Here is a 23,940-nt window from a genome sequence, read left to right on the forward strand (position 1 = left end):
CTGGATGCTCTCGCGCGATCTTCGATCACGCTGTCGCTCGGGTCCACTGCGGAGATGGGGCCACCTTTCTGGCGAAAGGTGTTTGGTGGGCCTGTCGGGACCTGGTTCGAACGCTGGATGCTCTCGCGCGATCTTCGATCACGCTGTCGCTCGGGTCCACTGCGGAGAGGGGGGTCCACCTTTCTGACGAAAGGTGTTTGGTGGGCCTCACGGGAGAAACCTCGAACCAACTTTTCGAGGTTCTTGAAGAGTGGGAACGCCATCTCACGCCTTTAGACTCTAAGAGTCAGAGGCGTGACTATGACCAGTTCACGCCATGATTTCAATAAGATAGCCGCGCCCGAGGCGGATGCGCCGAAGAAGTATCCGCCGCCCTTCTCGCTGCGCCTGACCTATGAGGAAAGAGCGCGGCTAGAGGCGGACGCGGACGGAAAGCCCCTTGGGGCGTATATCCGCGAGCGGCTGCTTGGCGATGATGTCGCCCCGCGCACACGGCGCGGCAATAGCCCTGTGAAGGATAAAGAAGCGCTCGGGCGCGTCATGGGTGCGCTCGGCGCTTCAAGGCTGTCTTCGAACCTGAACCAGCTCGCCAAGGCCGTGAATACGGGCTCGCTGCCCGTCACACCCGAGACGGAAGAAGATTTGCGTGAGGCCTGCCGCGAGATCGCTGAACTCCGCGCCGATCTGCTGAAGGCGCTCGGCGGGCCGGAGCTTGAGCCGTGATCCTGAAAGCCAAAGAGCGCGGGGATGCCCCGCAGCTCGCCCGCTACCTTCTGGATCAGCGGGACAATGAACACGTCGAACTGCCCGAGGTTCGCGGCTTTATCAGTGACGATCTGATCGATGCCTTCGGCGAAGCTCATGCCATCGCGCAAGGCACGCGCTGCGAGAACTATATGTTCTCGATGAGCTTCAACCCGCCAGAAGGCGCTCATGCCAGCATCGAAGCCTTCGAGAAGGCCATCGATCAGGTCGAAGAGAAGCTCGGGCTGCAAGGCCAGCCGCGCGCGGTCATCTTCCATGAGAAGAACGGTCGCCGCCATGCCCACGCGGTCTGGTCGCGGATTGATAGCGAGCGGATGCGCTCGATCAATATTAGCCACTACAAGGTGAAGCTGCGCGACGTGTCGCGTCAGTTGTTCCTTGAGCATGGCTGGACTATGCCGCGCGGGCTGGAGGATCAGCGCTTGCGCGATCCCTTGAGCTTCACCCGCACGGAATGGCAACAGGCGAAACGGATCGCCCTCGATCCGAAGGAGCTGAAGGCTGTCTTCCGCAAGGCCTGGGAGTCGTCCGACAGCCGCGCCGCGTTCGAACAGGCGCTCGCAGAACGCGGCTTCGTTCTGGCGCAAGGTGATCGTCGGGCGTTCGTCGCCGTCGATTATCGCGGCGAGGTCTACGGCATCGCCCGCAAGACAGGCGTGAAGGTCAAGGAGGTCGCCGCCAAGCTCGGCGATCCGTCAGAGCTGCCGTGCGTTGATACGGTGAAAGCCGAGATCGCTGCCCGCATGACGGGCAAGATTAGGGAATTCATCGAACAGGCCGAGAAGGACGCGCAGCGGCGCTCGGCCTTCATCGATTTCCGCAAAGCGGAAGTCGTGGGGCGGCACGTTGAAGAGCGCCGCGCCTCGGGCGAAGCCCAAGAAAAGCGCTGGCAAGCCGAGACGCTGGCGCGAGCGGCACGGCTGCCGAAAGGCATGGTAGGCATCTGGCATCGCCTGACAGGGCGCTATGCCAAGGTAAAAGCATTGAACGAGCGTGAAACGCTTGAAGCCTTGCGCCGTGATCGCGATGAGAAAGACGCGCTTATCATGCGGCAGCTCGAAGAGCGGCAGGCGCTTGAGCGCGAGATCAGGGCGCAGCGCGACGCCGCGCAGGAAGAGCTGCTTCAGCTCCGCGAGGACGTGGCTTCATACATGGAGCTGGATCGCATCGATCACACGCAAAGCCGCAAGATCGAGCGCGATGGCGACGGCGATGACGGCCCGCGCCCGAGGCCGCCGCGCACGCGGCGGCGGCGCGGCTATGAGCCGTAATTGATGAGATGGGCGCTATCAGCGCCCCTCTTCTTTTTGTGGCGGCGTATCATCGAGCGGCAGGCGCAGGACGATCCGTCCGTTGATGGGGCAAGTCTCCAGTTGGAGGGTATAGCCTTGCCCGTCCTTGTGCGCCCAGGCCGCGCCGACCTTGTTCCAGAACGATTTCTCGGACCGATTGGTCACGTGCCAGGCCAGGAAGTCGGGTGCGTTCGGGCTTTGGGTCGTGGTCTTGTTTTCGCGTGCCATGATTTCATCTCCTTTGTTTAGGGCCTGCTTGCTAACGCCCTCCCGCATCGGGCGAAGGCATAAGGCGGGGTCTTCATGGGCAACACGGCTGGCGCAGCCAGGTGGTGCGGGCAGTCCCATTGAAGAGCGCGCCGACTTCGCCCAAGGGATTCATTGGTGTGTCATTGCGAGTCGATCCGGGAACAAAGGGGCATGAACGGCACGGGGTCGGAAAAAACCGCGTCTGTCCCGAAGGCCAGCCGCATCTGTGCTGAGAGACGACAGCACGGCGGCTCATCTTCTGGCGATATATCCCGCATCTGGAGCAAGGCGGCGCTGCGGCCTGTCAATTACGGGACAGGCAAGATCAGGCTCTTGGCTGCCTCATGCCGCAGTGACCGATTTGACCTGCGCCGCATCGCAATTGCCGCCGCAACCCGAGATGAAGTGCTTCAGCGCACCTCCTGATTTGTGCGTTCAAGTCACCCGCCGAACCATCAGGGCCTTCTTGGGCCGATGATGATGGTGAGCGAGGGCCGAAAGGCCCTGAGCGGTTTGGGGCCTCCTTGAAGCAAAAGGAGGATGACATGAAACTCGTCACTCGATTTGAAGCGGCAAAGCTCAGCACCGTGCAGCTCTACGGGCTGCGCAAGGAGGCGTTCATCGCCTTCACTGCCGCGCCCCGCGATAGCGAGGCACAGCGCACCGCGCTCGCCTCGATGCGCCATATCGAAGATGAGCTGGCAGCACGTGCGCCAGCTCTCCGCTAAAAAGATGCGGCTGGCCTCAAGGCCAGCCGCAAATTTTTCTTGCCCTAGAAAAGGGAAAGCTGAGAGCCATGCCATTTCACGCGCTCGGCCTCGTGGTCGAGCCAAGCGGTGACAAGCGGGACAACGCCGCCATATTCTTTGGCCGTGCCGAGCGCGAAATATTCGGAGCGATAGCCTGTCTCAGTGACAGGGAGCGGCGCTTTGCCTTCTGTGCGCGGCTCGACATGATCGATGACTCCGAATTTCTTTTCGGCATAGACGACCTCGATCTCTACGCCGCGCTATGTGATGTTGTGGACTTCCAATGTCATTGTTTTTGTTCCTTTCTTTGAAATTGGATTGAATGAGGGCGAGAGCCGCCGCTTACGCGGCGACTCCCTGTTCGTCTTGGTTGGTAGATTCCGCCTTAGCCTGAAGGCTGTGCAGGTAGTCTGCGGCCTTCTGGGCGTAGGCGGCGGCGCTGAAGATCGCGCGTTTGTCGTCCTTCAGAACCTTGAGCCAGCTCTGGATATAGGCGGCATGATCGGTGCCAGGCTCGGGCGTGAGGCCTAGATCAGCGCAGAGAAACGCCGCGCCAAGCTCGGCGACCAGTTCTTCCCTTGCATAGCCTTCATCGCCAAAGCGTTTGCGGCCAAAGTCCCGATCAAGGCGGCTCTTGTGCTTCGTCCAGTGCGTCAGCTCATGCGCCAAGGTCGCATAGTAGGCCTCGGGGCTGCGGAAGCACTCGAAGACGGGCATCTGCACGTGATCGCTGCCGCTGGAATAGAAGGCTTGACCCCCGCCATGCCGAACGTCTGCGCCTGTTGCTGCGAAGAACCTGTCCGCGTTCTCGTCCCGCTCGGCGGGATCGATGACGGGCTCGGGCTTGACGTAGTAGTGCTCGGGCAAGCCTTCGACCTGCTCGACATTGAAGACGGTATAGGCCTTCATGAACCGGAAGCTGCGTTCCTCTTCGCTGCCGTCGTCCTGCTCTTCCGTCTTGGAAAGCGTTCCCGCATAGACGACCTGCTCGCCGCGCTCGCCCTTGCGGACGTGCGCCCCTAGCTCCTTGGCTTGGCGGTAGGTCATCCAGAATGGGGAGCAGTAACCCTGCTCCATCGAAGCCGCCCAAAGCATCAGGACATTGATCCCGCTGTAAGCCACGCCGTTATGGCGCAGGGGCTTCAGCACCCGTCCATCCATGTTGCCAGCGTTCCACGGCTTCAGCCATGTAAGCTCGCCCTTCTCAAGGTCGGCCACGATCTTGTCGGTGACTTTCTGGTAAACGTCTTGTTTCATTTCTTTTTTTCTCCCTTCTTCGGTTGCGCATGCAACCGAACTGCCCCTCTGGCGAAGAGAGGGGGGAGACCGTCACAGACCGCAGACAGCGGAGGGGGATCGCCCGTCCTGCACACGCGCAGCACGGAAGGACGGGGAGACCGCTGGCTGCGCCCGCAGCTCATGCGAAGGGCTTGGTCTTGACGGCGAACGGGGTCGCAGACCCCAAACAAGAAGAAGAGAAAGTCAGCCCGAACGGGCTGGCATCAGATCAGCGCAAGGGATCGAAGCCGCATGGCCGAGACCGCCACAGGCGGGCTCGGTCCACGAGAGCCCGTCCGCGCAGCGGTGCGTGAATTATCAATCGAGGGATTTTAGAAGCAATTGAATTCGGTGGTCATCACTGACTGCTTCCCAATGGTTCAGCAGCAGTTCAAATGCATCATTTGATATCGCAATTGGTACGGCCGAATGAAGATCATCAATTGTGAAAGTATCATCGTCGTGATATTTTTCTGCCGCTTCAAAAACAGCGTTACTCACCGATTCCTTATCGATTGAACCTAGTCTCTGTTTCAGCTGCTCAGCAGTTGCGGCTGCCACCCAGAGAATAACAGTGTCCGCATCCAGCCGTTCACTTTGAACGCGAAAAAAGACAAGATTTGGATCGCTTGGCGCAGGCACATCAAAGTAAGGTTGGATCTTAATGCCTGCACTCGTAGTTACCGAGTACCGCTTTTTGTCTGTTGATTTCTCATAGATCCACAGACTTTTGCTGGATTTGCGCGCGCCCCTCGCCGCTGTTTCATTCCATTCTGCATAGAACTGCGTTGGATCAGGTTTTCCCATCACTTCTTCAAAGTAAAGAAATTCCTTCAGTTCGTCTTCCCAAAGCAACCATCCTAGTCGCATATCGGCAGAACCATTTGGACTACCTTCGAGTACACGTCGCGTTCGTTCTTCGATAAGAGCTGAGTATTGAAGCAGCACGTCTTCCATCACCTCATTGGCGTCTAGGTTGACATCATCGACTCGGATCGAACGTGTTGCCGCCGGGTGCATCAATGTTGTCCCGCAGACACTCTTTATTGGCTTACCACGCAATTGAGCTATGCGGAGCATCTTGAATTCAATACCAAGTCCATTGTGACTAACATCGATATGTAGATTGCTCCATCCGGTGTCTGGTATATCTTTTGCTTTACAGTAAACCTCGCTCCAATCACCTTCTTCGAGCTTTCGGCCCATCATAGATGCAACTTTTGCTGCGAGAAGAATCTTCGCGCGCTTCTTTTGTTCCTCCGTGAAGACCACCAAACTAGTCACTATCGGCTCTCCAAGATGCGCGCTGCTTCAGCTCGGAAGCTGGCGAAGCTTACGATTGACAGGTCTTCGTCAAGAGACTTCGCAATATATCGGCTGTAAAGAGTTCGATAATCGATCTCGGCCTCACGCTGCACATGAAGAAATGGAAGGATAGGAAGCGAACCTTCGCAACTTTCAAGAAAAGATGCGATGTCAGAAATCTTCGGCTGATATAGTTTCCGCGCGTTTGTTGGAGCGCCAAGTTTCTTACAATGGAGCATTAGATCAGCTCCGGCAGTATTATCGCTTACAAATTGCTTAAAGGTTCCGTGCTGTTTGTCAAAGATGTTTATTTCTTCAATGGAAAAGCCAGCGGATTCGATTGAATTTCTCAAAGCGGTCCAGACTTTTTCAGATGAATTCATGAAGACCAAGACCATCCAGTGTCCTGGACGAAGTACGCGATAGGCCTCACTTAGGCTTTCCGTCATCAGCTTCTGGTATTCATCAACCCCTTTCCCTTGAGAGCGGTTCATAATCGCTTCGCTGGTAGCATCGGTAAATTTACCAAGCCACGACTCCCAAAGGATATTCATCTCGCTGTAGTTAATGTTGCCGCCAAATGGAGGGTCTGTAAAAATGAGGTCTACTGAGTTTTCTGGCAGAAAGCTTAAGTCGCTTGCGCTTCCAGTGCGGACGAGGGAACGTCCGCCATAGCTGCTTGCAGTGGTCAGAAAGTGATCCGCAATACTCTTTGCTTTGCGTTCAAAGGTAATGAATACATTTGATTCGTTCGAAATCTGTGGAACGTTGAAATTCGCGGTGTTTCCACTCCCGCCCCAAAACCGATATTCTGACAGACGCGTAACGCGCTGATAAAGCGAAGTGAAGGCGAAGCCAACCGCTGCTGCAAGGTCAGGATTCTCGATTCTTCGAATTTCTTTCCAAATTGCGGCGCAAGCAATTAAGTTTCGAGGCGTGTAGAATTTTTCGATACTATCCAGTCCATGCCTTTTGGGTTGGTTGAGGTTGACTCCGTCTGGAAGTTCGAAATTGGGGAAGCCATCACGAAAAGAATCTAAGAGCTCGCCTACATCCGATATTCGCTGACGATCCATATCATTCAGCTCATGCTCCATAATCTTTTTGGAACAGCACTTATAGCCGACGAACACAGGAACAGCATCTCGTCTTTTGAGATAGGACTTATTTACCTCGTTACCACAATGGGGGCATGGAAATTTTCTTAAGAGTTTGTGCTCACGAACCGTCTTTCCATACTTGCGGCAATGATCCCAAAGCACAAATTCTTCATGGCAATGATTGCATTCGAGTTCATATGACCAAACGGTGAATTGGAGTTCGGCGTTCGCGCCGCACTCTCGACAGTCTGTTGAATATAGCTTTGCGCGAAGTTCAGTTAGATTCTCAAGAATTTGATTTACAGTTTGTGAGTACTCTTGTGTATCGACCTTCTTTAGAAAGTTGTGCGCAATGAAACACGCGGCAGGCGAAAGTTCGTTGAGGATAACGTCATATCCAAGGTATTTTGCGGCCACTCCTGTCATGCCGCTGCCTGCAAATGGATCAAGTACTACTCCACCTTCTGGCAGATACTTGGAAATTATTCTTGCAATACCCTGAGGCGGCACCTTGGTGTGGTAGGTGTGCGCGTCGTAAGTGTAGGTATTTTTCCCCGCCGAGACTTCTTCACTAAACGGAGTATCGCGGGTGATTGCGGGCGCATCGCATCTCGACAATATGTCAGCCAGCGCGAGGTCTCCGTCACCCCATAGATCGTCATCCACGAGGTCGCCAATAATCGTTTCTCGTGGCTGATCCAGCATCGGTATAGGTTGATCTGGAAGGCTTCGATCCAATTTTTCACGTGTACGTGCTCCCGTCGAGGCAAAGAATACATCACGCGGTTCAGCCTGGAGGTGCTCATCGACTTGCTTCGAGGGGTCGAGTAGATTCATCAAACGAGCGAGCGCATCCGCAGTTGGAGCTTGATCGCCTCGCTCCCACCTCATCAGAGTGTAGAAGGACGAGTTGAGCTTTTCGGCGAGCTCCTTGTGGGAGAGGTTCAACCTCTCCCTTGCCTCCGCGAACGGATTGCTGCTGGGGTCCAAGGCTCGGCGGGTGATGACTTCAGGCATGCTCATAGAAGCAGATTATATGGTTGTTTTGGCTGCTGCAATCGCAACATATAGCTCAGATGACGTTATCCATAGAATTCAGCAAACTTGTCCGTAGTCTAGGCTTGCCCTTCACTCAAACGAGGCGGGCTTCGATAGCTCTTCACTGCCAGAAGTCTGACGCGAGAAATCCGACGACCGCGGTACGGCTTCGGCAAGATGGCGCGCATCCAATCCGCGCAGGGTTGGTCGGGGGGGGCTTGGGGCGGTGTCCGCAAGTCGATGGGAGGTCCAGTGAGGGAGAGCGGATGTCTCCCTCCTGGTCAGGGTTCCAAGGGGCTCGAAGGCTCATTGGTCGATGGGATGGTTCCAAGGAAGGGCAGCGCGAAAGCTTCCTTCCCTTGGTCTCGATGAAGTCGTCTCCATGAAGTGGTCATGGGGGTATCGGGGGAGCAGGAACGCGCCCCTGATTGGTGATGCAACGGCCAGACGGTGCGAGTGGGTTTCAAGGGGCGCGATAGCCCCTTGATCGATGGGTGCAGGGAAAGCGAAGTTTCCCGCGAGTGGTTGATCGGCGATACGATCTACTGGCTCTGGATGGGCTCAATGCCCGACAGAGCCACGGCCTGGGGGATGCAACGGGGGTACGCAGTAGCCCCCTTGCCAAGATGGTTTTGTACTACAAAACACATCTTGCGTGTCAGGAAACGGGGCAAAACGGCGTGTAGTACGAAAAAGCCATTGTAGTAAAAATGGTTGCTGCTCTTTGTAGTACAAAGATATCGGTAGCTTACGGACGCTGAGATCGCAAGGCGATGCTACGATCTCAGCCCGTAGCGCAGAGGTCGTGAAGACGGGGTTCAGCCCGTGCCTTCAGCAGCGCTACGAGTTCAGGATCATCGCGCTCATATTCATCGGGTATGTGGAGCGTGATGATGCGGTTGTCAGCGGGGCGCTGCTTGTACTTCTTCCTGATCCGCTCGCGGTGGTGTGCCTCCATCGCGAAGATCAGATCGGCACTGGCAACAAGCTCTTTGGTCAGCGGGCGCGGTGCCTCGGTATCGGTGCCAGCGGACAGCACGTCGAGGCCGCCGAAGTCCTTGAAGAGGTCTTCGGCCGTCGGGCTTCGCAGCTTGTTGGCGGTGCAGACAAATAGAACACGCATGACGAGCTTATAGGCTATCGGCGGGGGGCTTGAAATCCCTCTCACTACAGAGCGTGCAGAATTTGGCAAAGTCCTCAATTATTGGATATAATGATTGTATGAGCTTGCATCCAAATTTGAAGAACTTGATTAATCGTCCTGGCGAAAGCGGGAAAGAGGTTGGCCGCTTTCTAACAAATGCAATGGGACACAAAGAAATCGTTGTCATGCGAAAGGTCCATTGGGATTATCTGGATTGGCTAGTCGAAAGAGGTGCAATGCGGTTGGAGGCAGTGATTGCATCTATTCAAGCGGAGCAACCATCAATGGAATTTGGCTTAGCCCTTATGACATGGCTCAGCGAAGTATGTGACGACCGTGAGCAGATGGGACTTCCGCAACCTTCTTGGCTTCCTGCTCCAGACGACACAAGCATTAATTGAATTGGCAAACGTCACCCCGTCAGAAATTTCTGCGCCAGTGCGGGCAATAGGCCTGATCCCATAGATGGGGTTTCCCCTCTCAGGGCTTTTCGGATGTCGGCTGGAATACGCTTATCCGTAATGGAAACGGCAGCGGTCTCGATGTCCTGAAAGGTCTTTCGAGACCGCACGGCAATGAAGGGTGATGCAGGCGTTTCCTGCCGCCCTGATATTCCGATGGCGAGACCGCTGAAGCTCGTTACGGGGCGCGGATCGATGAGCTGGCCGAACCAGTTGGTCGCGGCGTAAAGCTTCATCCCCTCACCATTGATGCCGATACCCAGGAAAACGATCTGCGCGCCGACAAACATAACAGCGCCTTCGTCTTGGTCATCGATTAAAGCGCCATGCAGTGCTTCGTCCGTGTAACGTTGCTCTTCCCGAAAGCGGGTAAAACCGCTTTCGGTTTTGATTTCGAGTTTCGAGATGACGACGCGATCCTTGCGCTCGGGCGTTGTCCAGGCGGGCCGATAGAGCTCGAACGCGCCGTCTAGCTTGCTCAAGTCCTTGTCGAAGGGCTTTCCAAGGCGCTCGGAATGCTTAGCTGCGAATGCGAGAAACCCACGGGGCAAGCGACCTTCTGGCCGATAGATATCCGTCGCGAATTCAGGGGATCGTTTCAGGAACTCATAGACGAGGCGCTTCTTGTGCGGCTGGGCGTTCGTTAGCCCGCCCTTGATCCACCGCGAGAGGGTTGTGGCCTGGATCAGCGATTGGCGCGGCTTATGCTTGTCGCCCTGCCGTGCGCGGTCGAGAGCGCGCGAACGCTCATCATTATCAATCGCGCCTGCCAGCCGCTCAATCGCGCCCGTCTCGGATGCAAGCGCCTCCAAAGCCTTCAAGAGCTTTTGGTTGTGATCGTCATCCTCCTGCCAAGGCATGGCTTCCAGCTTCCTGCAAATCCGTGCATCCGTGCAGAGCTTTGCATGGAAAGTGCAGGAAAAGAAGCGAACTTTCGCAGCTTTTTGGGTTTCCGGCCTTTCCTAAATTTCTCCGCAGCAACGATTTTTGCGGAGAAGCATCATGGCTGGCAAGGATGACAAGAACGGCTCGGTGATCGGCGGTTTGCTGATCGGCGGCTCATTCTTCGCGATGGCCGCCATCTATCCCGATATCTTCGGGACGCCGCTCGATGCTGGCGATAACTTCCGCATCGGTGTGATGCAGACCTTCGGCGGGCTCGGGCTCTTCAGCGCGGCGATGGCTGGCTATGGCCGCTTCCTGCGTGGTGTCAGTCGCCTTGAGGCACTGAAGCCTTCTGGCATCTACGGCAATGCCGAGTTCGCGGACCTTGCCGAATGCACGGAGAAAGGCCTGACCGATCCAAGCGGCCTTTACTTGGGCTTGCTGGATGGCGTGCCGCTCTTCTTTAACGGCAGAGCGCACCTGTTTCTGGACGCGCCCGCGCGGTCAGGAAAGAGCGCTGGCGTCGTGACTGGCAACCTCTTGCACTACCAGAGCTCGGTCGTTGTGACCGATCCCAAGGGCGAGCTGGCCGCGATGACTGCCGCGCATCGGCGCAAGCGGTTCGGCCAGGATGTTGTGATCTTCAGCCCTTGGAAGCTGCACGGTCTTCCCTGTCACCGGATCAATCCGCTTGAGAACGTAATCGCACTTGCTGGTGATCCGGCTCTAAGGCGCGGCCTAACCGATGAGGTGAAGTCCATCGTCATGCAGCTCTATCCCGAGCCGGAAGATACGCGGAACCGCTACTTCCGCGACGGGTCGCGGAGCATCATGCGGGCGGTGCTGCTGTATCTGGCGCTTCATGCGCCAAAGCGCTGCACGCTGCCGGAGATGTGGAGGCTGATCGCAAACCCGCTTCGCCTTGAGCGCGCGGTCGAGGCGATGCGCAAGTCCGAAGAGCTGGGCGGCATCCTTGCCGATCTTGGCGACGATCTGGCGAGCCAGATGCGCGATAACGCCGATCTGTTCGGTGACTTCCGTGCAGGTGCAATCCAGCAGCTCGATATCTTCGAGCCTGGCGGCTATCTCGCCGATGCGGTCTCGGGAAGTGATGTCGCGCTGGCCGATCTCAAGAGCGGGAAGGTCAGCTTTTACCTGGCATTTCCGACGGATCGGATCGCATCGCACGGCGCAGCGCTCGGGCTCATCGTGAATCAGGCGATCTCGGCAGTCGCGCGCTCGCCCGAGAAAGGCGAAGTGCTTTTTCTGCTCGATGAGTTTGCCAACTTGGGCAAGCTCTCGGGGCTGGCTGAAAGCCTGACAGCGCTGCCTGGGCTCGGGGTGCGGGTCTGGATCATCGTGCAGGAACTGGCCGAACTTGTTCGGCTGTATGGCCCGAACACGACAGAGACGATCCTTTCGCAGGCCGAGGTGAAGCAGTTCTTCGCCGTCAATAGCGATCAGCTCGCACAGAAGCTGTCACGCGCACTCGGCCAGAAAACGGTCAAGACGCTCAGCTTCAATCTCGGGCGCACCGATGACGATGACATCGGCGAGAGCCTTGGCGAGACGGGCCAGCCGCTCATGCGGCCTGAAGAGATCAAGCAGATGGGGGCCGATCAGCAGCTCCTTCTGGTGAACGGCGTGAGGCCGATCCTGGGCGAGCGCATGCCCTTCTGGTTCGTCGCGCCTTGGCGCGAATGGGCTTCGGTCAATCCCGTCGAGGGCGACTGCCCCGATGTGAAGCCGCGACTACGGCTCGACTACGCGAAGAAAGAGTGAGGAAAAACGATGGCTATGTATGAGGTTAAAGTCACGGGCGGGGGCAAGCCGCCAAGGAAGAATGGCGGCTTGGTTCGGCGCGTTCTGCTCGCGCCCTTCAAGGCGGCGCGCTGGATGCTGGTACGCCCGCGCCTCGTGCTGGCGGCGGGTGTGGTCGGCGGCGTGATGTATATCGGCACGCCGCACCTTGGCTGGGACTATCGCTGCAATCATCCGACACGCGGCGGGCAGCCCTGCACGTCCGTCTCCTACTGCGCCTATTACGGCTTCCAGGGGCGGCGTATCGATCACCCGCCATACGGCGAGAGCTGCGCGCTCGTGAAGTTCCTTCCCATCGATTGGGAACGGCTGAGTGCCGACACGCGCGAGTTAGTCAGCGAGCTTATGAGGAAACTCTGATGGATAAGAACATCCCTGAATACTTCTACACAGTCGATCTCGGGCCGAACTTCGGCCCACGTCTGAACAAGCTCGCCGCGATGGCAAGTTTCGAAGATGACGTGGAGGCCTTTGCAGCGATCCTTCTGAGCGGGGCCATCGAACAGCTGGAGGCGAGCGAAGTACGCTTCCGCAAAGAGCTCGATGAATACGACGAAAACAGGCCTCACTCTTTGGGTGATCCCAGAGGGGAAATGGACGACGACATCCCCTTCTAAGCCGCAGAATTTGTGGGGTTTTAGCGGAATATGGTAAAATAGAAGAGTAGTAATAACGCTCTCTTCGGTAGAGGCGAACAATGTTTGATGAAAATGAAAATACGACAGGCCTTAGCGGCCTGAGCGCGAGGTTCGATACGGCCTCGAAGCCAATCATCTTGGTCGATGTCGAGAAGTATCAGGCCTTCCTCGACGGCTGGGACATGACGCCAGCAGAGAAGGACGAATTCCTTCAAAGGATGTGGGGCATCATCGTCACCTTTGTCGAGCTGGGCTTCGGCGTGCAGTCGCAGCAAGAAGTCTGTGGAAAAGAGGCCGAAGGCGGCAGCAAGACTGCCACTGAAGCCTTCGATGCGGTATGCTCGGTCGAGCCTGACAAAAACAAAGAAAAACCCAACGGATTCAGTCCGTAAGGGATTCTGGAGGTAAGATGAAGGACGAGTACATCAAGAATGCCGAAGCGCTGCGCGCGGTGATCTACTGCCGTGTGTCGAGCACGAAGCAGAAGCTGGAGGGCAGCGGTCTGGAAAGTCAGGAGCACCGCTGCCGCCAGTATGCGTTGGCGCAGGGCTACGAGGTCGATGCCGTTTTTCCCGACGATGCGTCGGGCGGCGGCGACTTCATGAAGCGCCCAGGGATGGTTGCGCTATTGAGCTTTCTCGATGCGCAACCTTCAAAAGACTATGTCGTCATTTTCGACGATCTTAAGCGCTTCGCGCGCGATACCGAGTTTCACATCAAGCTGCGTCGCGAATTTCAAAAGCGCGGCGCACGAATTGAATGTCTCAATTTCAAACTTGATGACTCACCCGAGGGGAAATTCGTCGAGACGATCTTTGCCGCTCAAGGAGAGCTTGAGCGGGAGCAAAACCGTCGCCAGGTCATCCAGAAGATGCAGGCGCGAGTCGAGAAAGGCTATTGGGTCTTCACTCCGCCAGTCGGGTACAAATACGCATCGGATCGGGTTCACGGTAAAATCCTTGTCCGTGACGAGCCGATAGCATCGATCTTGGCCGAAGCTCTTGAAGGGTTTGCTTGCGGGCATCTGCAATCGCAGGCCGAAGTGAAACGCTTCCTTGAGGCCAAGCCAGATTTTCCAAAGGACACGCCCGAAGGTGAAATCCGCTGGCAGCGTGTCCAGCGGCTTCTGTCGCACATCACCTATGCGGGGTACGTCGAAGCGCCCAAGTGGAGCATTGCGCCCCTCAAAGGCCACCATGAGCCGCTTATCAGCTTGGCGAGCTACGAGAAGATTCAGGAGCGTCTGAGCGGCAAGGCAAAAGCGCCAGCACGCAAGGACATCAGCGATGACTTTCCGCTGCGCGGTTTCGTGCTGTGTGACGACTGCGGCGAGCCTATGACATCGTGTTGGTCGAAGGGGCGTTCGAAGCACTATCCGTACTATCTCTGCGACACGCGCGGCTGTGAGAGCAATCGCAAGTCTATCGCTCGCGATGCCGTTGAAGACGGCTTCGCGGAGATACTTAAGAGCATCCAGCCGACGAAGCAGCTCTTCGCCCTGGCGAAGGCGATGTTCATCGATGCCTGGAATATGCGTCTATCCGAAGCGCAGCGCGACAAGGATGAAGTCGCGCGGCAGCTTCGTGATGTCGAGAAGCAGATCGAGTTGCTCTTGGAGCGCATTGTCGATGCTGAGAACGCGAGTGTCATAAAGGCCTATGAGAGCAAGATCGCGAAACTGGAGCGCGAGAAGCTGCTTTTGGCTGAAAAAGTTGACAGAATCGTGCCGCCGAAGGGCAGGCTAGAGGAGTTTATCGAACCGGCGCTCGATTTTTTGTCAAGCCCTTGGAATCTCTACGAAAATGGCACCTTGGCCCTCAAGAGGACAGTGCTCAGACTGGCCTTTTCAGAGCCTCTACGTTACTCACGAGATTCGGGTTATCGAACCGCTGAAATTGCCTTACCTTTCAAGGTGTTAGCGGAGATTTCAACGTCTAAAGGTAAGATGGTGGAGCCAAGGGGAGTCGAACCCCTGACCTCGTCATTGCGAACGACGCGCTCTACCAACTGAGCTATGGCCCCAACGCGGCGGCATATGCGCCGCCCTCTGCACGGTGTCAAGCGGCGCACCCGGCGCGGCCTTGTCCGCGCGCGCGGGGTCTTCTAGCAGCGGGGCATGGACGCCGAGATGCCAGCAGACCAGACCGACCCGGCGCCGGGGACGCCCCGTTTCTTCGGCTATGGCAGCCTCGTGAACCGCCGCACCCACGCCTATCCCGAGGCGCGTCCGCTCGTCGCCAGGGGCTGGCGGCGGGTCTGGCGGCACACCGCACTGCGCCCCGTCGCGTTCCTGACGGCCGTGCGCGGCGACGGGGAGATCGAGGGGCTCTCGGCCGGGGTGCCCGGCGGCGACTGGTCCGCCCTGGACGAGCGGGAGGCGGCCTATATCCGCGCGCCCCTGCCCGGCGGCGAGGCGATCTACCACATCCCCGACGGCATGCATGGCGCCCCCAGCGAGACCCATCCGATCCTGCTGAGCTACGTGGACGTCGTCGTGCAGGGCTACCTGACGGAGTTCGGCGAGGCGGGGGTGGGCCGCTTCTTCGAGACGACGGACGGCTGGGACGCCCCGATCCACGACGATCGGAGCGCGCCGCTCTATGCCCGCGCCACGCCGCTGGAGCCCGAAGAGACCGCGCTGGTGGATCGCTGGCTGGCCCGCGTCACCTGACGGCGGCCAGCGCCTCCAGAACGGCGGCTTCGGTCAGGATCTCGGGCAGCGCGACGCCCTCGGGCGCGCCGGGGCCGTAGACCGCATTGAAGGGGATGCCGTAGCGGCCGTGGGACTCGAGGTAGGATGCGATCTGGGGGTCCGGACGTGTCCAGTCGCCGCGCATGGCGACGGTCCGTTGCAGGGCCTCCGTGACGGGCGCGCTGTCGAGCACGAGGCGCTTGTTCGCCTTGCAGGTAAGGCACCAATCGGCGGTCACGTCGACGAAGACGACCTCGCCGCCCGCGACCTCGGCTTCGATGCGCGCCGGGTCGAACCGGACCCAGTCGCCGCCCGCCACTGGGTCGGGGGCCGATCCGCCGGGGACGAGGATCGCCGCGAGGATCGCGGCCGCCAGACCGCCGCCCGCGACCATCGCCCGACGGCGGCGCAGGGACAGGGCCGCCAGCACGGCGACCGCCACCGCGGCGACCGCCACCGCGGGCCAAGGCCCGGCCGATGCCCAGAGCACGCTCAGCAGCCAGAGCGCCGCAAGCGCCAGCAGGCCGCCCAGCACCGCCTTGACACTCGCCATCCACGGCCCCGGCCGGGGCAGGCGCCGCACGAGACCGGGCCGCGCCGCGACCGCGAGATAGGGCAAGGCCAGACCGGCTCCCATGGCCAGGAACACGGCAAGCGTCGTGCCCGCGCCGCTGGTCAGCGCGTAGGCCACCGCCGTGCCGATGAAGGGCGCCGAACAGGGCGTCGCCATCACCGCGGCGAATGCACCGGTCGCGAAATCGCCCCTGAGGCCGGTGCCCCCGGCGCGCCCCATCGCACTGGCCACGCCCGAGGGCAGCGGTGCCTCCCACAGGCCCCAGAGGCTGGCCGCGAAGAGGATCATCAGAACGACCATCACCGCCAGGAAGGCGGGTTGCTGGAACTGCACGCCCCAGCCCACCGCGACCCCTGCCGCGCGCAGCCCGATCAGCACCAGCGCGAGCGTCGCGAAAAAGGCGATCACTCCCGATGCGGCGGCGAGGAAGCCCAGCCTCACCTCGGCCAGCGCCCGGTCCCGTGCCTGCAGCGCCGAGGCGAGCTTGAGCGACAGGACCGGCAGCACGCAGGGCATCGCGTTCAGGATGAACCCGCCCAGCAGGGCGAAGGCGAGGATGGTCCAGATCCCCTGCCCCGACGCGGGCGGCGCGGGTGCCGTGGTAGCCAGATCGGCGCGGAACGTCATGGCCCGCTCTCCGTCGACCAGCGTCACGTCGAGGGGCCCCTCGCCCGGCCCGGTCACCGGCAGCCGCGCCCAGAGCGTGCGGCCATCGACACGGATATCGGGGGGGCCGAAAGCGCCGAATTCGCCGTGTTCGGGGAAGACCTGCGGATCGCTCAGCGGCGCCTCCGCCGTCGCGCGAAGCGTCAGTGCCGTGTCATCCAGATGCACCGCGTCCGGGGTAAATCCGGTCTCGCCCGGCACGCGCTCGATCCAGCGCGCCAGCAGATCGGCCGAGGCGCGGTCCACTGTTCCGCCGACGGGCAGGTCCAATGACAGGGAGACCGTCTCGGGGATGCAGATCTCCGCGCAGACCAGAAGCGTCGCCTCGACCGCCAGCCGGGCGGGAGCGTCGGGGTTTTCCAGCGTGATGGCGAGGGGGAAGACCACCTCTTCGCCGTACCCGTAATTCTCGATATCGAAGGCCACGAACCGCTCGGGCGCGGGATAGGAGAGGGCGATGTCGGCGATGTTTTGGCTGCCGGACCAGTCCAGTTCCGGCGGCAGGCCCACCTGGCCGGGCGTGCGCCAATAGGTCTTCCAGCCCGGCTCCATCTCAAGCGCCAGCCCCGCGGAGAGCGTCGCGCCGCTGACGCCGTCCTCGGCGGTGATCAGACGCGCGGTGACGGCCTGACCCTCGACCGGATCGGTCGTGGCGGCCAAAGCCGGCAGGGCCAGCATGAGCGTCAGGAGGGTCGCAAGCAGTCTCATCCGGCACGTGAGTAAGCCCTAACGCACACGGGGGCGAGAGGGTCGCGGCGTCCTGACGCAAGCGTGATCGCACGGCCTTCCCCTTCCCGGCGTCGGCTGCCATCCTGCGCGCGACAGACTTCAGCCGGAGAGACCCGATGCGCCAGACGCTGATCGCCGCGTTGCTCGCCACCGCCGCCCTGCCCGCCGCCGCGCAGGAGCTGACCGCCGAGGAGGTCAAACGCCTTGCGCTGGAGGCGATCCTCGAAAACCCCGAAGTCGTGATGGAGGCCATCGGCATCCTGCAGGAGCGCGAGGCCGCCGAAGCCGCCGCCCAGGCGCAGGCGGCTCTGGAATCGAGCGGCGACCTGCTGACCGCCGATCCGAATGCGCCCGTGCTCGGCAATCCGGACGGCGACGTCACCGTGGTCGAATTCTTCGACTACAATTGCCCCTATTGCCGCCGGGCCGGGCCCGAGGTGGCGGGCCTGCTGGAAGCGGACGGCAACGTCCGGGTCGTCTATCGCGAATGGCCGATCCTGGGCGAGGCCAGCGTCTTCGCCGCCCGCGCGGCCCTCGCCTCGCGCGAACAGGGCCTCTACGAGGAGTTCCACGAGGCGATGATGGCCGCGGAGGCGCGTCTCGGAGAGGCGCAGGTGATGCAGATCGCCGAGGAGGTGGGGCTCGATACCGACCGGTTGCGCACCGACATGGAGGCGCCGGCCGTGCAGGCCCATATCGACACGTCGATGGAACTGGCCCGCTCGCTGGGCTTTTCGGGCACGCCGTCCTTCGTCGTGGGCGACCAGATGGCCCCCGGCCTCGTCGAGACGGACCAGTTGATCGACATGGTCGAGGCGGCGCGGGAGGGCGGCTGACGGCCCCGTCTAGCGGCCCCGCACCGGAACCATCGTGCCGAGGGCCGTCGCGACATGGACGTCGCCGGCCCAGACATCGGCAGCGACGGCGACGAGACGGCGGCCGGGCCGCAGGACGCGCCCTTCGGCTACGAGGCGCCCGGTCGCAGGCGCCATCAGAGAGATGCGGAACTCGGACGTCACGACCTCCTCTCCGTCGGCCATTCCGGTCCAAGCGGCGAAGCCCGCCGCCGTGTCGGCGAGCGAGAAAGTCAGTCCGGCATGGCCCGCGCCATGGTGTTGCGACGTGGCCTCGGTGACGTCGGCGCCGAGGCGCACCCGACCGGGCGCCACCTCCTCAACCACCGCGCCCAGGGTCCGCATCATGCCCTGACGCGCGAATTCGGCCTCGACCCGGGCCCTCAGCCCGTCATGATCAGGCATGTCGTCGATCCCGTCGCATAGAGCTTTCCGTCCGCGGCGCCCCGCAATTCGCCGGTCGCGACACCGGTGGACCGCCCCGCATGGGAGACCTTGCCCTCGCACAGGATCTCCGTTCCCACGGGCAGGTTGCGGGTCACGTTCACCTTGTATTCCAGCGTGGTGTAGTAGCTGCCCTCGGGAACCCGGGTCATCACCGCGCAGGCCATGGCCGAGTCGAGCAGCGTCCCGTACCAGCCGCCATGCACCGTCCCCAGCGGGTTCGTATGCTCGAAGAGCGGCGTGCCCCGAAAGACGACCCGGCCCTCCTCGACCATGTCGAGCCGGTAATTCAGCGTCCTGGCGATGGGTGGATGCGGCCCGGACCCGTCGAGGATCGCCCGCATGAATTCGAGCCCCGAGACGGATAGCATCCGCTCGACCGACCAAAGCTCTGATGGGGAAGTCGCGAACATTCGCGCACCCTAGCCGGGCGCACGCCCGGCACAAGTCAGGCGACGGCCTCCAGGCTGGGAGCGGCCACGCGGCCCAAAGCGGCACAGACGTCGCGCGTCAGGTCCGGGCGGTTCAGGGTGTAGAAATGCAGGTGACCGCATCCCTCCTCGACCAGGCGGTCGCACAGCTCGGCGCATTGAGCGATGGCGAAGAGGTCCGCCCGGCCGTCCCGTTCGGCCACGTCGAAGGCCGCGGCCAGCTCGTCCGGAATCACGGCGCCGCAGCGCTCGGCAAAGCCGCGTGTGCGCGACCAGTTCTCGACCGGCAGGATGCCCGGCACGATGGGCGCCTCGATCCCGGCGGCGGCGCAGCGGTCGCGGAACCGCAGGAACGTCTCGGGGTCGAAGAAGAATTGCGTCACCGCCTCTGCCGCGCCGGCGTCGATCTTGCGCTTCAGCCAGGCGACATCCGCATCGGCATCCGCCGCCTCGGGGTGGCGATCGGGGTAGGCGCCGACGCGCACGCGGAAGCCCCGCTCGGCCAGCGCGCCCACCAGTTCGACGGAATCGGCGAAGCCGTCGGGATGCGGCGTGAACCGGTCCGCGCCCTTGGGCGGATCGCCCCGCAGCGCCACGATGTCCTCGACGCCCGCTTCGCGAAAGCCTTCGGCCACCTCGAGGGTCTCCTCGCGGCTGGCATCGACGCAGGTCAGGTGGCCCGCCACGCGCAGATCGAACTCCCCCCCGATGGCGGCGACCGCCTCGCGGGTCAATTGGCGGGTCGTCCCCCCGGCGCCGTAGGTCACGCTGACCCATTCTGGCGACAGCGGCGCCAGCGCGCGCACGGTATCCCAAAGGCGGAACGAGCCCTGAAGCGACTTGGGCGGGAAGAACTCGAAGCTGACGGCAGGCGCGGACATGGGCGGACTCCTTGCAATGCCAACGGTTGTGCCACGCCCCGGTTTCGTGAGACAGGTTCATAATCCTCAACATGGTCATGAGCCGGGCATGAAACTGCATCTGGAGTTCCGTCACCTTCGGACCATCAAGGCGATCCATGAATGCGGCGGACTCGCGCGCGCGGCGGAGCGGCTGCACATCACGCAATCGGCGCTCAGCCATCAGGTGAAGAACCTCGAGGCGCAGGTCGGGGTGGAGCTGTTCGTGCGCCGGTCCAAGCCGATGAAGCTATCGCCCGCCGGTCAGCGCCTGCTGCGTCTGGCCGAGCAGGTGCTGCCCCAGGTCGAGGCGGTCGAGCAGGATTTCGACGCGCTCAAGTCGGGAAAGACGGGCCGGCTGCATATCGCCATCGAATGTCACGCGTGCTTCGAGTGGCTGTTCCCGGTGCTGGAGCAGTTCCGGCGTGCCTGGCCCGACGTCGATGTCGACATCCGCCCCGGATTGCAGTTTCAGGCATTGCCCGCCCTGTCGCGGGAAGAGGTGGACCTCGTGGTGTCGTCCGATCCGGAGGACCTGCCGGGCATCGAATTCGCGCCGCTCTTCGACTACGAGCCGGTCTTTCTTGCCTCGGCGGCCCATCCGCTTGCGCGCAAGCCCTATGTGACGGCCGAGGATTTCCGCGACCAGACGCTGATCACCTACCCGGTGGACCGCCCGCGCCTCGACGTCTTCAGCCAGCTTCTGATGCCTGCCGGGGTGGAGCCCGCCAGCGTCCGGCAGGTCGAGCTGACGGCGGTGATCCTGCTGCTCGTGGCGTCCAATCGCGGCGTCTCGGTCCTGCCCGACTGGGTGGTCCGCGAGGTGCGCTACAATTCGGATTACGTGACCCGCCCGCTGACCGAGCATGGCGTGACCCGGCGCCTCTATGCCGCCATCCGCGAACCCGACGCCGCCCGCCCCTACATGTCCCATGTCCTGCGCCTGATGCGGTCCGAGCCGCTCAAGCTGCAGCGGGGCGCCGAGACGACGGTTTAGCTCAGCAGTGCAAGGTTGAATCGCGCGCCCGTGCGGCGATGCGGCTCGACGAAGGCCATGACCATGTCGAGTTCCTCGATCACATCGGGGCGCGCGTCGCGGATCATGCCGATTCTCGGAGCGGCATCGCGGAGGTGCTCTCTCAGCGCAGCCAACCGGTCCGCCGCCTCGTCGAGGTCCACCCACGTTCCGCTTTCCACCATCAGGTTGGTCGTGTCGACGTCTTCCGGCAGGCTGTCGTCGAACTGGGCTTTCGCGTCGGTCTAATCCCTCATTGTCGCCAGCGGGGGCTGACGCAGCGCGCGCCCGTTCTTGTCGATCGCCTTCTCGTGCTTCAGGAGGGCGATGAGGTCCTCCTGCTGCCCGTGCAGCGCGCCTTTTGCGTTCAGAACGTTCGCCCACAATGCCATTCCCATGCGCCGATCTCCGTCGCGTCGTGTCCGCGCGCATATCGCATCACACCGTGACGCAACTATGGCCGGCGGGCGGATATAGGCGGCCGACGCGCGGGGGCTGGCCCCCCGGCTTCGGGCGCGGTAGACGCCGCGCCTGATCCGCCCGGAGGCCCCGATGCAAGGCAGCGCCAACCTCAACGTCATGACCAAGGCCGCGCGCAAGGCGGGGCGGTCGCTCCTGAAGGACTTTCAGGAGGTCGAGAACCTGCAGGTCAGCCGCAAGGGCCCCGGGGACTTCGTCTCGCGCGCCGATCACAAGGCCGAGGAGATCGTGCGCGAGGACTTGATGGGCGCGCGCCCGAATTACGGCTGGCTCGGCGAGGAATCGGGCGAGGCGCCCGGCGCCGACCCGACCCGCCGCTGGATCGTCGATCCCCTGGACGGCACGACCAACTTCCTGCACGGGATGCCTCATTGGGCGGTCTCCATCGCGCTGGAGCACAAGGGAGAAATCGTCTCCGCCGTCATCCACGACCCGGTCAAGGACGAAACATTCGTCGCCGAAAAGGGCGCGGGCGCCTGGATCGACGGCCGGGTGCGCCTGCGCGTCTCGGGGCGGACCGCGCTGACGGATTGCGTCTTCGGGACGGGCGTTCCCTTCGCGAGCTCGAAATACCTGCCCGCCATGCTCAGGGATTTGGGCCGCCTGATGCCCGCCTGTTCCGGCGTGCGGCGCTGGGGGTCGGCGGCGCTCGACCTCGCCTATGTGGCGGCGGGGCGGTTCGACGGCTTCTGGGAGCGGGACCTCAGCGCCTGGGACATCGCCGCCGGGATGCTGATCGTGCGCGAGGCCGGCGGTATCGTGGAGCCGATCCGCGAGGGGCAATCGCTGATGGAGGACGGGCACATCCTCGCCGCCTCGGGCGCGATCTTCGAGCCGTTCGCCGAGGTGATCCGCACACGCGACTGACGTACAGACCGATCCGGTAGGGCGGCAGAGCGCCGGGCGCGAATTTTTCTTTTGGCTGACGCCTGGTCATGTGCTAGGCGCAGCGCACGCCGAACCCGCAACCGAGAAGGAGGGCGCATATGACGATGCTGTATCTCCTATCCGATGCCGGTTGGCCTGGCCCAGCGTGCATGTCCCGACACGCCTGATCGGCCCCGCCGCAACGCGGCTCCCCTGACAGGATCCTGATCGCGCCACTGCGGGCGCAATCCGTCCCGTCGCATCCCAAGACCAGAACCAGAGGCCCGGATTCGTCCGGTGAATGCCCATGACCCTCGTGTACCTTCATGCACCGGCCCGTGACGCCGACGCCATCCGCGACGTGATCGAGCGGCACGGCCCCGCGCGCGTCCTGTTGGCGGCGCTGGCCGCCCTGCTGCGTCCGCGTGCCAGACCGCCGGACGCAATCCGTGTCGTCGACCTGCCGGACCACCTGCGGCGCGACATCGGGCTCGACGTGCCGATGGCGCCCCTGCCCCCGCAACGGGCGGGTCATCTGAACCCGGTCTTCCGCGATCCGCTGATGATCGGCGTGCTGCCCCGCCTCGACTGAGGAGCGCTCCGTGTCTGGCCCCCGGCGCCGCCGGGGGCTATGACGTCGAGGACCCGACCCTGCAGGCCCGACATGCTCGATCAGACGACGGACGATATCCATCCGCTGTTCCACGGCGCGCCCAAGACGGCGGAGTTCAAGAAGCTCCGCAAGCGCCTGATCCGCGACACGCGCGAGGCGATCGAGCGTTACGGCATGGTCGTGCCCGGCCAGCGCTGGCTCGTGTGCCTTTCGGGTGGAAAGGACAGCTACACGCTGCTGGCCGTCCTGCATGAGCTCAAGTGGCGCGGCCTGCTGCCGGTGGATCTGCTCGCCTGCAACCTGGATCAGGGGCAGCCGGGCTTCCCGGCGACCGTGCTGCCGGACTTCCTGGAGCGGATGGGCGTGCCGCACCGGATCGAGTATCAGGACACCTATTCCATCGTGATGGACAAGGTCCCGGCGGGGCGTACCTATTGCGCGCTCTGCTCCAGGCTCCGGCGCGGCAACCTCTACCGCATCGCCCGCGAGGAAGGGTGTCAGGCCGTTGTCCTGGGCCATCATCGCGACGACATCCTCGCGACGTTCTTCCTGAACCTCTTTCACGGCGGCAAGGTCGCGACGATGCCGCCCAAGCTGCTGAACGACGAGGGGGATCTGACTGTCCTGCGGCCGCTCGCCCACGTGGCAGAGGCGGATTGCGAGCGCTTCGCGCGCGATATGGGATATCCGATCATTCCCTGCGACCTCTGCGGCAGCCAGGACGGGCTGCAACGCCAGCAGATCAAGAGGATGCTGGACGAATGGGAGATGCGGGCCCCGGGGCGCCGGGCCAAGCTCTTCTCTGCGCTGGGTCAGGTGCGGCCGTCCCACATGCTGGATCCGGCCCTGTTCGATTTCGCGGGCCTTTCGATTTCTGCAAACCCGCCTTCAAGCCGATAGATCGAATGCGAGTGGCGCCGTTAAATCGGTGTGCACCTTCCGTTCCCCATA

At 61.6% G+C, this 23,940-nt stretch carries 27 protein-coding genes, 1 tRNA gene and 1 pseudogene; 16 read left to right on the forward strand and 13 right to left on the reverse strand.

Features of this window, described 5'->3' with window-relative positions; translation table 11 throughout:
- Positions 1 to 300: 300 nt before the first annotated feature.
- Together jaqu_RS09170 and jaqu_RS09175 are read left to right on the forward strand one after the other, a co-directional pair.
- The gene (locus jaqu_RS09170; protein WP_043918681.1) at positions 301 to 723 is read left to right on the forward strand and encodes a MobC domain-containing protein; all 423 of its coding nucleotides are present in this window, start codon (positions 301 to 303) and stop codon (positions 721 to 723) included.
- Entirely contained in the window at positions 720 to 2,036 is a 1,317-nt protein-coding gene (locus jaqu_RS09175) for a relaxase/mobilization nuclease domain-containing protein (RefSeq protein ID WP_043918682.1), read from the forward strand. The genes jaqu_RS09170 and jaqu_RS09175 overlap by 4 nt, the downstream gene beginning before the upstream one ends.
- Positions 2,037 to 2,054: 18 nt before the next feature.
- Here jaqu_RS09175 and jaqu_RS09180 read toward each other — a convergent pair whose 3' ends face one another.
- Entirely contained in the window at positions 2,055 to 2,285 is a 231-nt protein-coding gene (locus jaqu_RS09180; protein ID WP_043918683.1) for a hypothetical protein, read from the reverse strand.
- Positions 2,286 to 2,851: 566 nt separating this feature from the next.
- Between jaqu_RS09180 and jaqu_RS09185 the strand changes: the two genes are divergently transcribed.
- The gene (locus jaqu_RS09185; protein ID WP_043918684.1) at positions 2,852 to 3,034 is read left to right on the forward strand and encodes a hypothetical protein; all 183 of its coding nucleotides are present in this window, start codon (positions 2,852 to 2,854) and stop codon (positions 3,032 to 3,034) included.
- A gap of 68 nt (positions 3,035 to 3,102) precedes the next feature.
- Positions 3,103 to 3,366, forward strand: coding sequence for a hypothetical protein (locus tag jaqu_RS21630; protein ID WP_043918685.1), 264 nt, complete (start codon positions 3,103 to 3,105; stop codon positions 3,364 to 3,366).
- Positions 3,367 to 3,397: 31 nt separating this feature from the next.
- Here the strand turns inward: jaqu_RS21630 and jaqu_RS09195 are convergent, their stop codons facing one another.
- From jaqu_RS09195 to jaqu_RS09200, 4 genes are all read right to left on the reverse strand, one after another.
- A complete protein-coding gene (locus jaqu_RS09195; protein ID WP_043918686.1) occupies positions 3,398 to 4,312 on the reverse strand; it encodes an ArdC family protein in 915 nt (304 codons plus the stop codon).
- A gap of 339 nt (positions 4,313 to 4,651) precedes the next feature.
- Positions 4,652 to 5,617 carry a hypothetical protein gene (locus jaqu_RS21050; protein WP_084629628.1) on the reverse strand — a complete coding sequence of 322 codons (966 nt, stop codon included), beginning with the start codon at positions 5,615 to 5,617 and terminating at the stop codon, positions 4,652 to 4,654.
- Entirely contained in the window at positions 5,617 to 7,761 is a 2,145-nt protein-coding gene (locus tag jaqu_RS21055) for a DNA methyltransferase (RefSeq protein ID WP_084629631.1), read from the reverse strand. Before jaqu_RS21055 ends, jaqu_RS21050 begins: the two co-directional genes overlap by 1 nt.
- Before the next feature lie 799 nt (positions 7,762 to 8,560).
- Positions 8,561 to 8,899, reverse strand: a complete 339-nt coding sequence (locus tag jaqu_RS09200; protein WP_043918687.1) for a hypothetical protein — start codon at positions 8,897 to 8,899, stop codon at positions 8,561 to 8,563.
- Positions 8,900 to 8,928: 29 nt separating this feature from the next.
- Between jaqu_RS09200 and jaqu_RS21355 the strand changes: the two genes are divergently transcribed.
- On the forward strand, positions 8,929 to 9,321 hold the full coding sequence (locus tag jaqu_RS21355) for a hypothetical protein (protein ID WP_161793851.1): 393 nt from the start codon (positions 8,929 to 8,931) through the stop codon (positions 9,319 to 9,321).
- A gap of 11 nt (positions 9,322 to 9,332) precedes the next feature.
- Here jaqu_RS21355 and jaqu_RS09205 read toward each other — a convergent pair whose 3' ends face one another.
- Positions 9,333 to 10,241 (reverse strand): hypothetical protein, encoded by a 909-nt coding sequence (locus jaqu_RS09205; RefSeq protein WP_043918688.1) that lies wholly within the window; start codon positions 10,239 to 10,241, stop codon positions 9,333 to 9,335.
- Between the two features lie 142 nt (positions 10,242 to 10,383).
- Here jaqu_RS09205 and jaqu_RS09210 point away from each other — a divergent pair, with 142 nt between their 5' ends.
- The 5 genes and pseudogenes from jaqu_RS09210 to jaqu_RS22055 all read left to right on the forward strand — a co-directional run.
- Positions 10,384 to 12,048, forward strand: a complete 1,665-nt coding sequence (locus jaqu_RS09210) for a type IV secretory system conjugative DNA transfer family protein (protein WP_043918689.1) — start codon at positions 10,384 to 10,386, stop codon at positions 12,046 to 12,048.
- A 69-nt stretch (positions 12,049 to 12,117) separates the two neighbouring features.
- A complete protein-coding gene (locus tag jaqu_RS09215; RefSeq protein WP_141134335.1) occupies positions 12,118 to 12,447 on the forward strand; it encodes a hypothetical protein in 330 nt (109 codons plus the stop codon).
- Positions 12,447 to 12,704 carry a hypothetical protein gene (locus tag jaqu_RS09220; protein ID WP_043918691.1) on the forward strand — a complete coding sequence of 86 codons (258 nt, stop codon included), beginning with the start codon at positions 12,447 to 12,449 and terminating at the stop codon, positions 12,702 to 12,704. Before jaqu_RS09215 ends, jaqu_RS09220 begins: the two co-directional genes overlap by 1 nt.
- Before the next feature lie 80 nt (positions 12,705 to 12,784).
- Entirely contained in the window at positions 12,785 to 13,117 is a 333-nt protein-coding gene (locus jaqu_RS09225; protein WP_043918692.1) for a hypothetical protein, read from the forward strand.
- A 17-nt stretch (positions 13,118 to 13,134) separates the two neighbouring features.
- Positions 13,135 to 14,172: pseudogene (locus jaqu_RS22055) on the forward strand (recombinase family protein); the annotation flags it as partial.
- Positions 14,173 to 14,671: 499 nt separating this feature from the next.
- On the opposite strand, the gene jaqu_RS09235 reads toward jaqu_RS22055, so the two are convergent.
- Positions 14,672 to 14,747: transfer RNA gene (locus jaqu_RS09235), tRNA-Ala, on the reverse strand.
- A 94-nt stretch (positions 14,748 to 14,841) separates the two neighbouring features.
- Here jaqu_RS09235 and jaqu_RS09240 point away from each other — a divergent pair.
- Positions 14,842 to 15,396 (forward strand): gamma-glutamylcyclotransferase family protein, encoded by a 555-nt coding sequence (locus tag jaqu_RS09240; RefSeq protein ID WP_236687828.1) that lies wholly within the window; start codon positions 14,842 to 14,844, stop codon positions 15,394 to 15,396.
- On the opposite strand, the gene jaqu_RS09245 is transcribed toward jaqu_RS09240, so the two are convergent.
- A complete protein-coding gene (locus jaqu_RS09245; protein WP_043918694.1) occupies positions 15,389 to 17,365 on the reverse strand; it encodes a protein-disulfide reductase DsbD family protein in 1,977 nt (658 codons plus the stop codon). The two genes, jaqu_RS09240 and jaqu_RS09245, sit on opposite strands and share 8 nt — an antisense overlap.
- 137 nt (positions 17,366 to 17,502) lie before the next feature.
- On the opposite strand from jaqu_RS09245, the gene jaqu_RS09250 reads away from it, so the two are divergent.
- Positions 17,503 to 18,222: a DsbA family protein gene (locus jaqu_RS09250; RefSeq protein WP_043918695.1), complete on the forward strand. Its 720-nt coding sequence runs from the start codon at positions 17,503 to 17,505 to the stop codon at positions 18,220 to 18,222.
- A 9-nt stretch (positions 18,223 to 18,231) separates the two neighbouring features.
- On the opposite strand, the gene jaqu_RS09255 is transcribed toward jaqu_RS09250, so the two are convergent.
- Genes jaqu_RS09255 through metF form a run of 3 tightly spaced genes read right to left on the reverse strand, consistent with a single transcriptional unit; the run spans position 18,232 to position 19,996 of the window.
- Complete coding sequence (locus tag jaqu_RS09255) at positions 18,232 to 18,645, reverse strand: PaaI family thioesterase (protein WP_043918696.1); 414 nt, start codon at positions 18,643 to 18,645, stop codon at positions 18,232 to 18,234.
- Entirely contained in the window at positions 18,624 to 19,097 is a 474-nt protein-coding gene (locus jaqu_RS09260) for a PaaI family thioesterase (protein ID WP_043918697.1), read from the reverse strand. Before jaqu_RS09260 ends, jaqu_RS09255 begins: the two co-directional genes overlap by 22 nt.
- 35 nt (positions 19,098 to 19,132) lie before the next feature.
- A complete protein-coding gene (gene metF / locus jaqu_RS09265) occupies positions 19,133 to 19,996 on the reverse strand; it encodes a methylenetetrahydrofolate reductase [NAD(P)H] (RefSeq protein ID WP_043918698.1) in 864 nt (287 codons plus the stop codon).
- A 94-nt stretch (positions 19,997 to 20,090) separates the two neighbouring features.
- On the opposite strand from metF, the gene jaqu_RS09270 reads away from it, so the two are divergent.
- Positions 20,091 to 21,011, forward strand: coding sequence for a LysR family transcriptional regulator (locus jaqu_RS09270; protein ID WP_043918714.1), 921 nt, complete (start codon positions 20,091 to 20,093; stop codon positions 21,009 to 21,011).
- On the opposite strand, the gene jaqu_RS09275 is transcribed toward jaqu_RS09270, so the two are convergent.
- Both jaqu_RS09275 and jaqu_RS21635 read right to left on the reverse strand, forming a co-directional pair.
- On the reverse strand, positions 21,008 to 21,193 hold the full coding sequence (locus tag jaqu_RS09275) for a hypothetical protein (RefSeq protein WP_161793852.1): 186 nt from the start codon (positions 21,191 to 21,193) through the stop codon (positions 21,008 to 21,010). The genes jaqu_RS09270 and jaqu_RS09275 overlap by 4 nt on opposite strands.
- An 81-nt stretch (positions 21,194 to 21,274) precedes the next feature.
- Positions 21,275 to 21,427, reverse strand: coding sequence for a hypothetical protein (locus jaqu_RS21635; RefSeq protein ID WP_161793853.1), 153 nt, complete (start codon positions 21,425 to 21,427; stop codon positions 21,275 to 21,277).
- A gap of 154 nt (positions 21,428 to 21,581) precedes the next feature.
- On the opposite strand from jaqu_RS21635, the gene jaqu_RS09280 reads away from it, so the two are divergent.
- From jaqu_RS09280 to ttcA, 3 genes are all read left to right on the forward strand, one after another.
- Positions 21,582 to 22,376, forward strand: coding sequence for an inositol monophosphatase family protein (locus tag jaqu_RS09280; protein ID WP_043918700.1), 795 nt, complete (start codon positions 21,582 to 21,584; stop codon positions 22,374 to 22,376).
- A 307-nt stretch (positions 22,377 to 22,683) separates the two neighbouring features.
- Positions 22,684 to 22,968, forward strand: coding sequence for a hypothetical protein (locus tag jaqu_RS09285; RefSeq protein ID WP_043918701.1), 285 nt, complete (start codon positions 22,684 to 22,686; stop codon positions 22,966 to 22,968).
- 72 nt (positions 22,969 to 23,040) lie between these two features.
- Entirely contained in the window at positions 23,041 to 23,889 is an 849-nt protein-coding gene (ttcA, locus tag jaqu_RS09290; protein WP_043918702.1) for a tRNA 2-thiocytidine(32) synthetase TtcA, read from the forward strand.
- The last annotated feature ends 51 nt before the right edge of the window (positions 23,890 to 23,940 follow it).

This window comes from Jannaschia aquimarina (assembly GCF_000877395.1).
GTDB classification, from domain to species: domain Bacteria; phylum Pseudomonadota; class Alphaproteobacteria; order Rhodobacterales; family Rhodobacteraceae; genus Jannaschia; species Jannaschia aquimarina.

Coding starts and splice junctions, on each gene's coding strand:
- jaqu_RS09260 (WP_043918697.1), bottom strand. CDS start 19,097: ATGTTCGCGACTTCCCCATCAGAGCTTTGGTCGGTCGAGCGGATGCTA.
- jaqu_RS21630 (WP_043918685.1), top strand. CDS start 3,103: ATGCCATTTCACGCGCTCGGCCTCGTGGTCGAGCCAAGCGGTGACAAG.
- jaqu_RS09285 (WP_043918701.1), top strand. CDS start 22,684: ATGACCCTCGTGTACCTTCATGCACCGGCCCGTGACGCCGACGCCATC.
- jaqu_RS09280 (WP_043918700.1), top strand. CDS start 21,582: ATGCAAGGCAGCGCCAACCTCAACGTCATGACCAAGGCCGCGCGCAAG.
- jaqu_RS09185 (WP_043918684.1), top strand. CDS start 2,852: ATGAAACTCGTCACTCGATTTGAAGCGGCAAAGCTCAGCACCGTGCAG.
- jaqu_RS09225 (WP_043918692.1), top strand. CDS start 12,785: ATGTTTGATGAAAATGAAAATACGACAGGCCTTAGCGGCCTGAGCGCG.
- metF (WP_043918698.1), bottom strand. CDS start 19,996: ATGTCCGCGCCTGCCGTCAGCTTCGAGTTCTTCCCGCCCAAGTCGCTT.
- jaqu_RS09170 (WP_043918681.1), top strand. CDS start 301: ATGACCAGTTCACGCCATGATTTCAATAAGATAGCCGCGCCCGAGGCG.
- ttcA (WP_043918702.1), top strand. CDS start 23,041: ATGCTCGATCAGACGACGGACGATATCCATCCGCTGTTCCACGGCGCG.
- jaqu_RS09255 (WP_043918696.1), bottom strand. CDS start 18,645: ATGCCTGATCATGACGGGCTGAGGGCCCGGGTCGAGGCCGAATTCGCG.
- jaqu_RS09240 (WP_236687828.1), top strand. CDS start 14,842: ATGGACGCCGAGATGCCAGCAGACCAGACCGACCCGGCGCCGGGGACG.
- jaqu_RS09180 (WP_043918683.1), bottom strand. CDS start 2,285: ATGGCACGCGAAAACAAGACCACGACCCAAAGCCCGAACGCACCCGAC.
- jaqu_RS09205 (WP_043918688.1), bottom strand. CDS start 10,241: ATGCCTTGGCAGGAGGATGACGATCACAACCAAAAGCTCTTGAAGGCT.
- jaqu_RS09245 (WP_043918694.1), bottom strand. CDS start 17,365: ATGAGACTGCTTGCGACCCTCCTGACGCTCATGCTGGCCCTGCCGGCT.
- jaqu_RS21635 (WP_161793853.1), bottom strand. CDS start 21,427: ATGGGAATGGCATTGTGGGCGAACGTTCTGAACGCAAAAGGCGCGCTG.
- jaqu_RS09210 (WP_043918689.1), top strand. CDS start 10,384: ATGGCTGGCAAGGATGACAAGAACGGCTCGGTGATCGGCGGTTTGCTG.
- jaqu_RS21055 (WP_084629631.1), bottom strand. CDS start 7,761: ATGAGCATGCCTGAAGTCATCACCCGCCGAGCCTTGGACCCCAGCAGC.
- jaqu_RS09250 (WP_043918695.1), top strand. CDS start 17,503: ATGCGCCAGACGCTGATCGCCGCGTTGCTCGCCACCGCCGCCCTGCCC.
- jaqu_RS09200 (WP_043918687.1), bottom strand. CDS start 8,899: ATGCGTGTTCTATTTGTCTGCACCGCCAACAAGCTGCGAAGCCCGACG.
- jaqu_RS09220 (WP_043918691.1), top strand. CDS start 12,447: ATGGATAAGAACATCCCTGAATACTTCTACACAGTCGATCTCGGGCCG.
- jaqu_RS09195 (WP_043918686.1), bottom strand. CDS start 4,312: ATGAAACAAGACGTTTACCAGAAAGTCACCGACAAGATCGTGGCCGAC.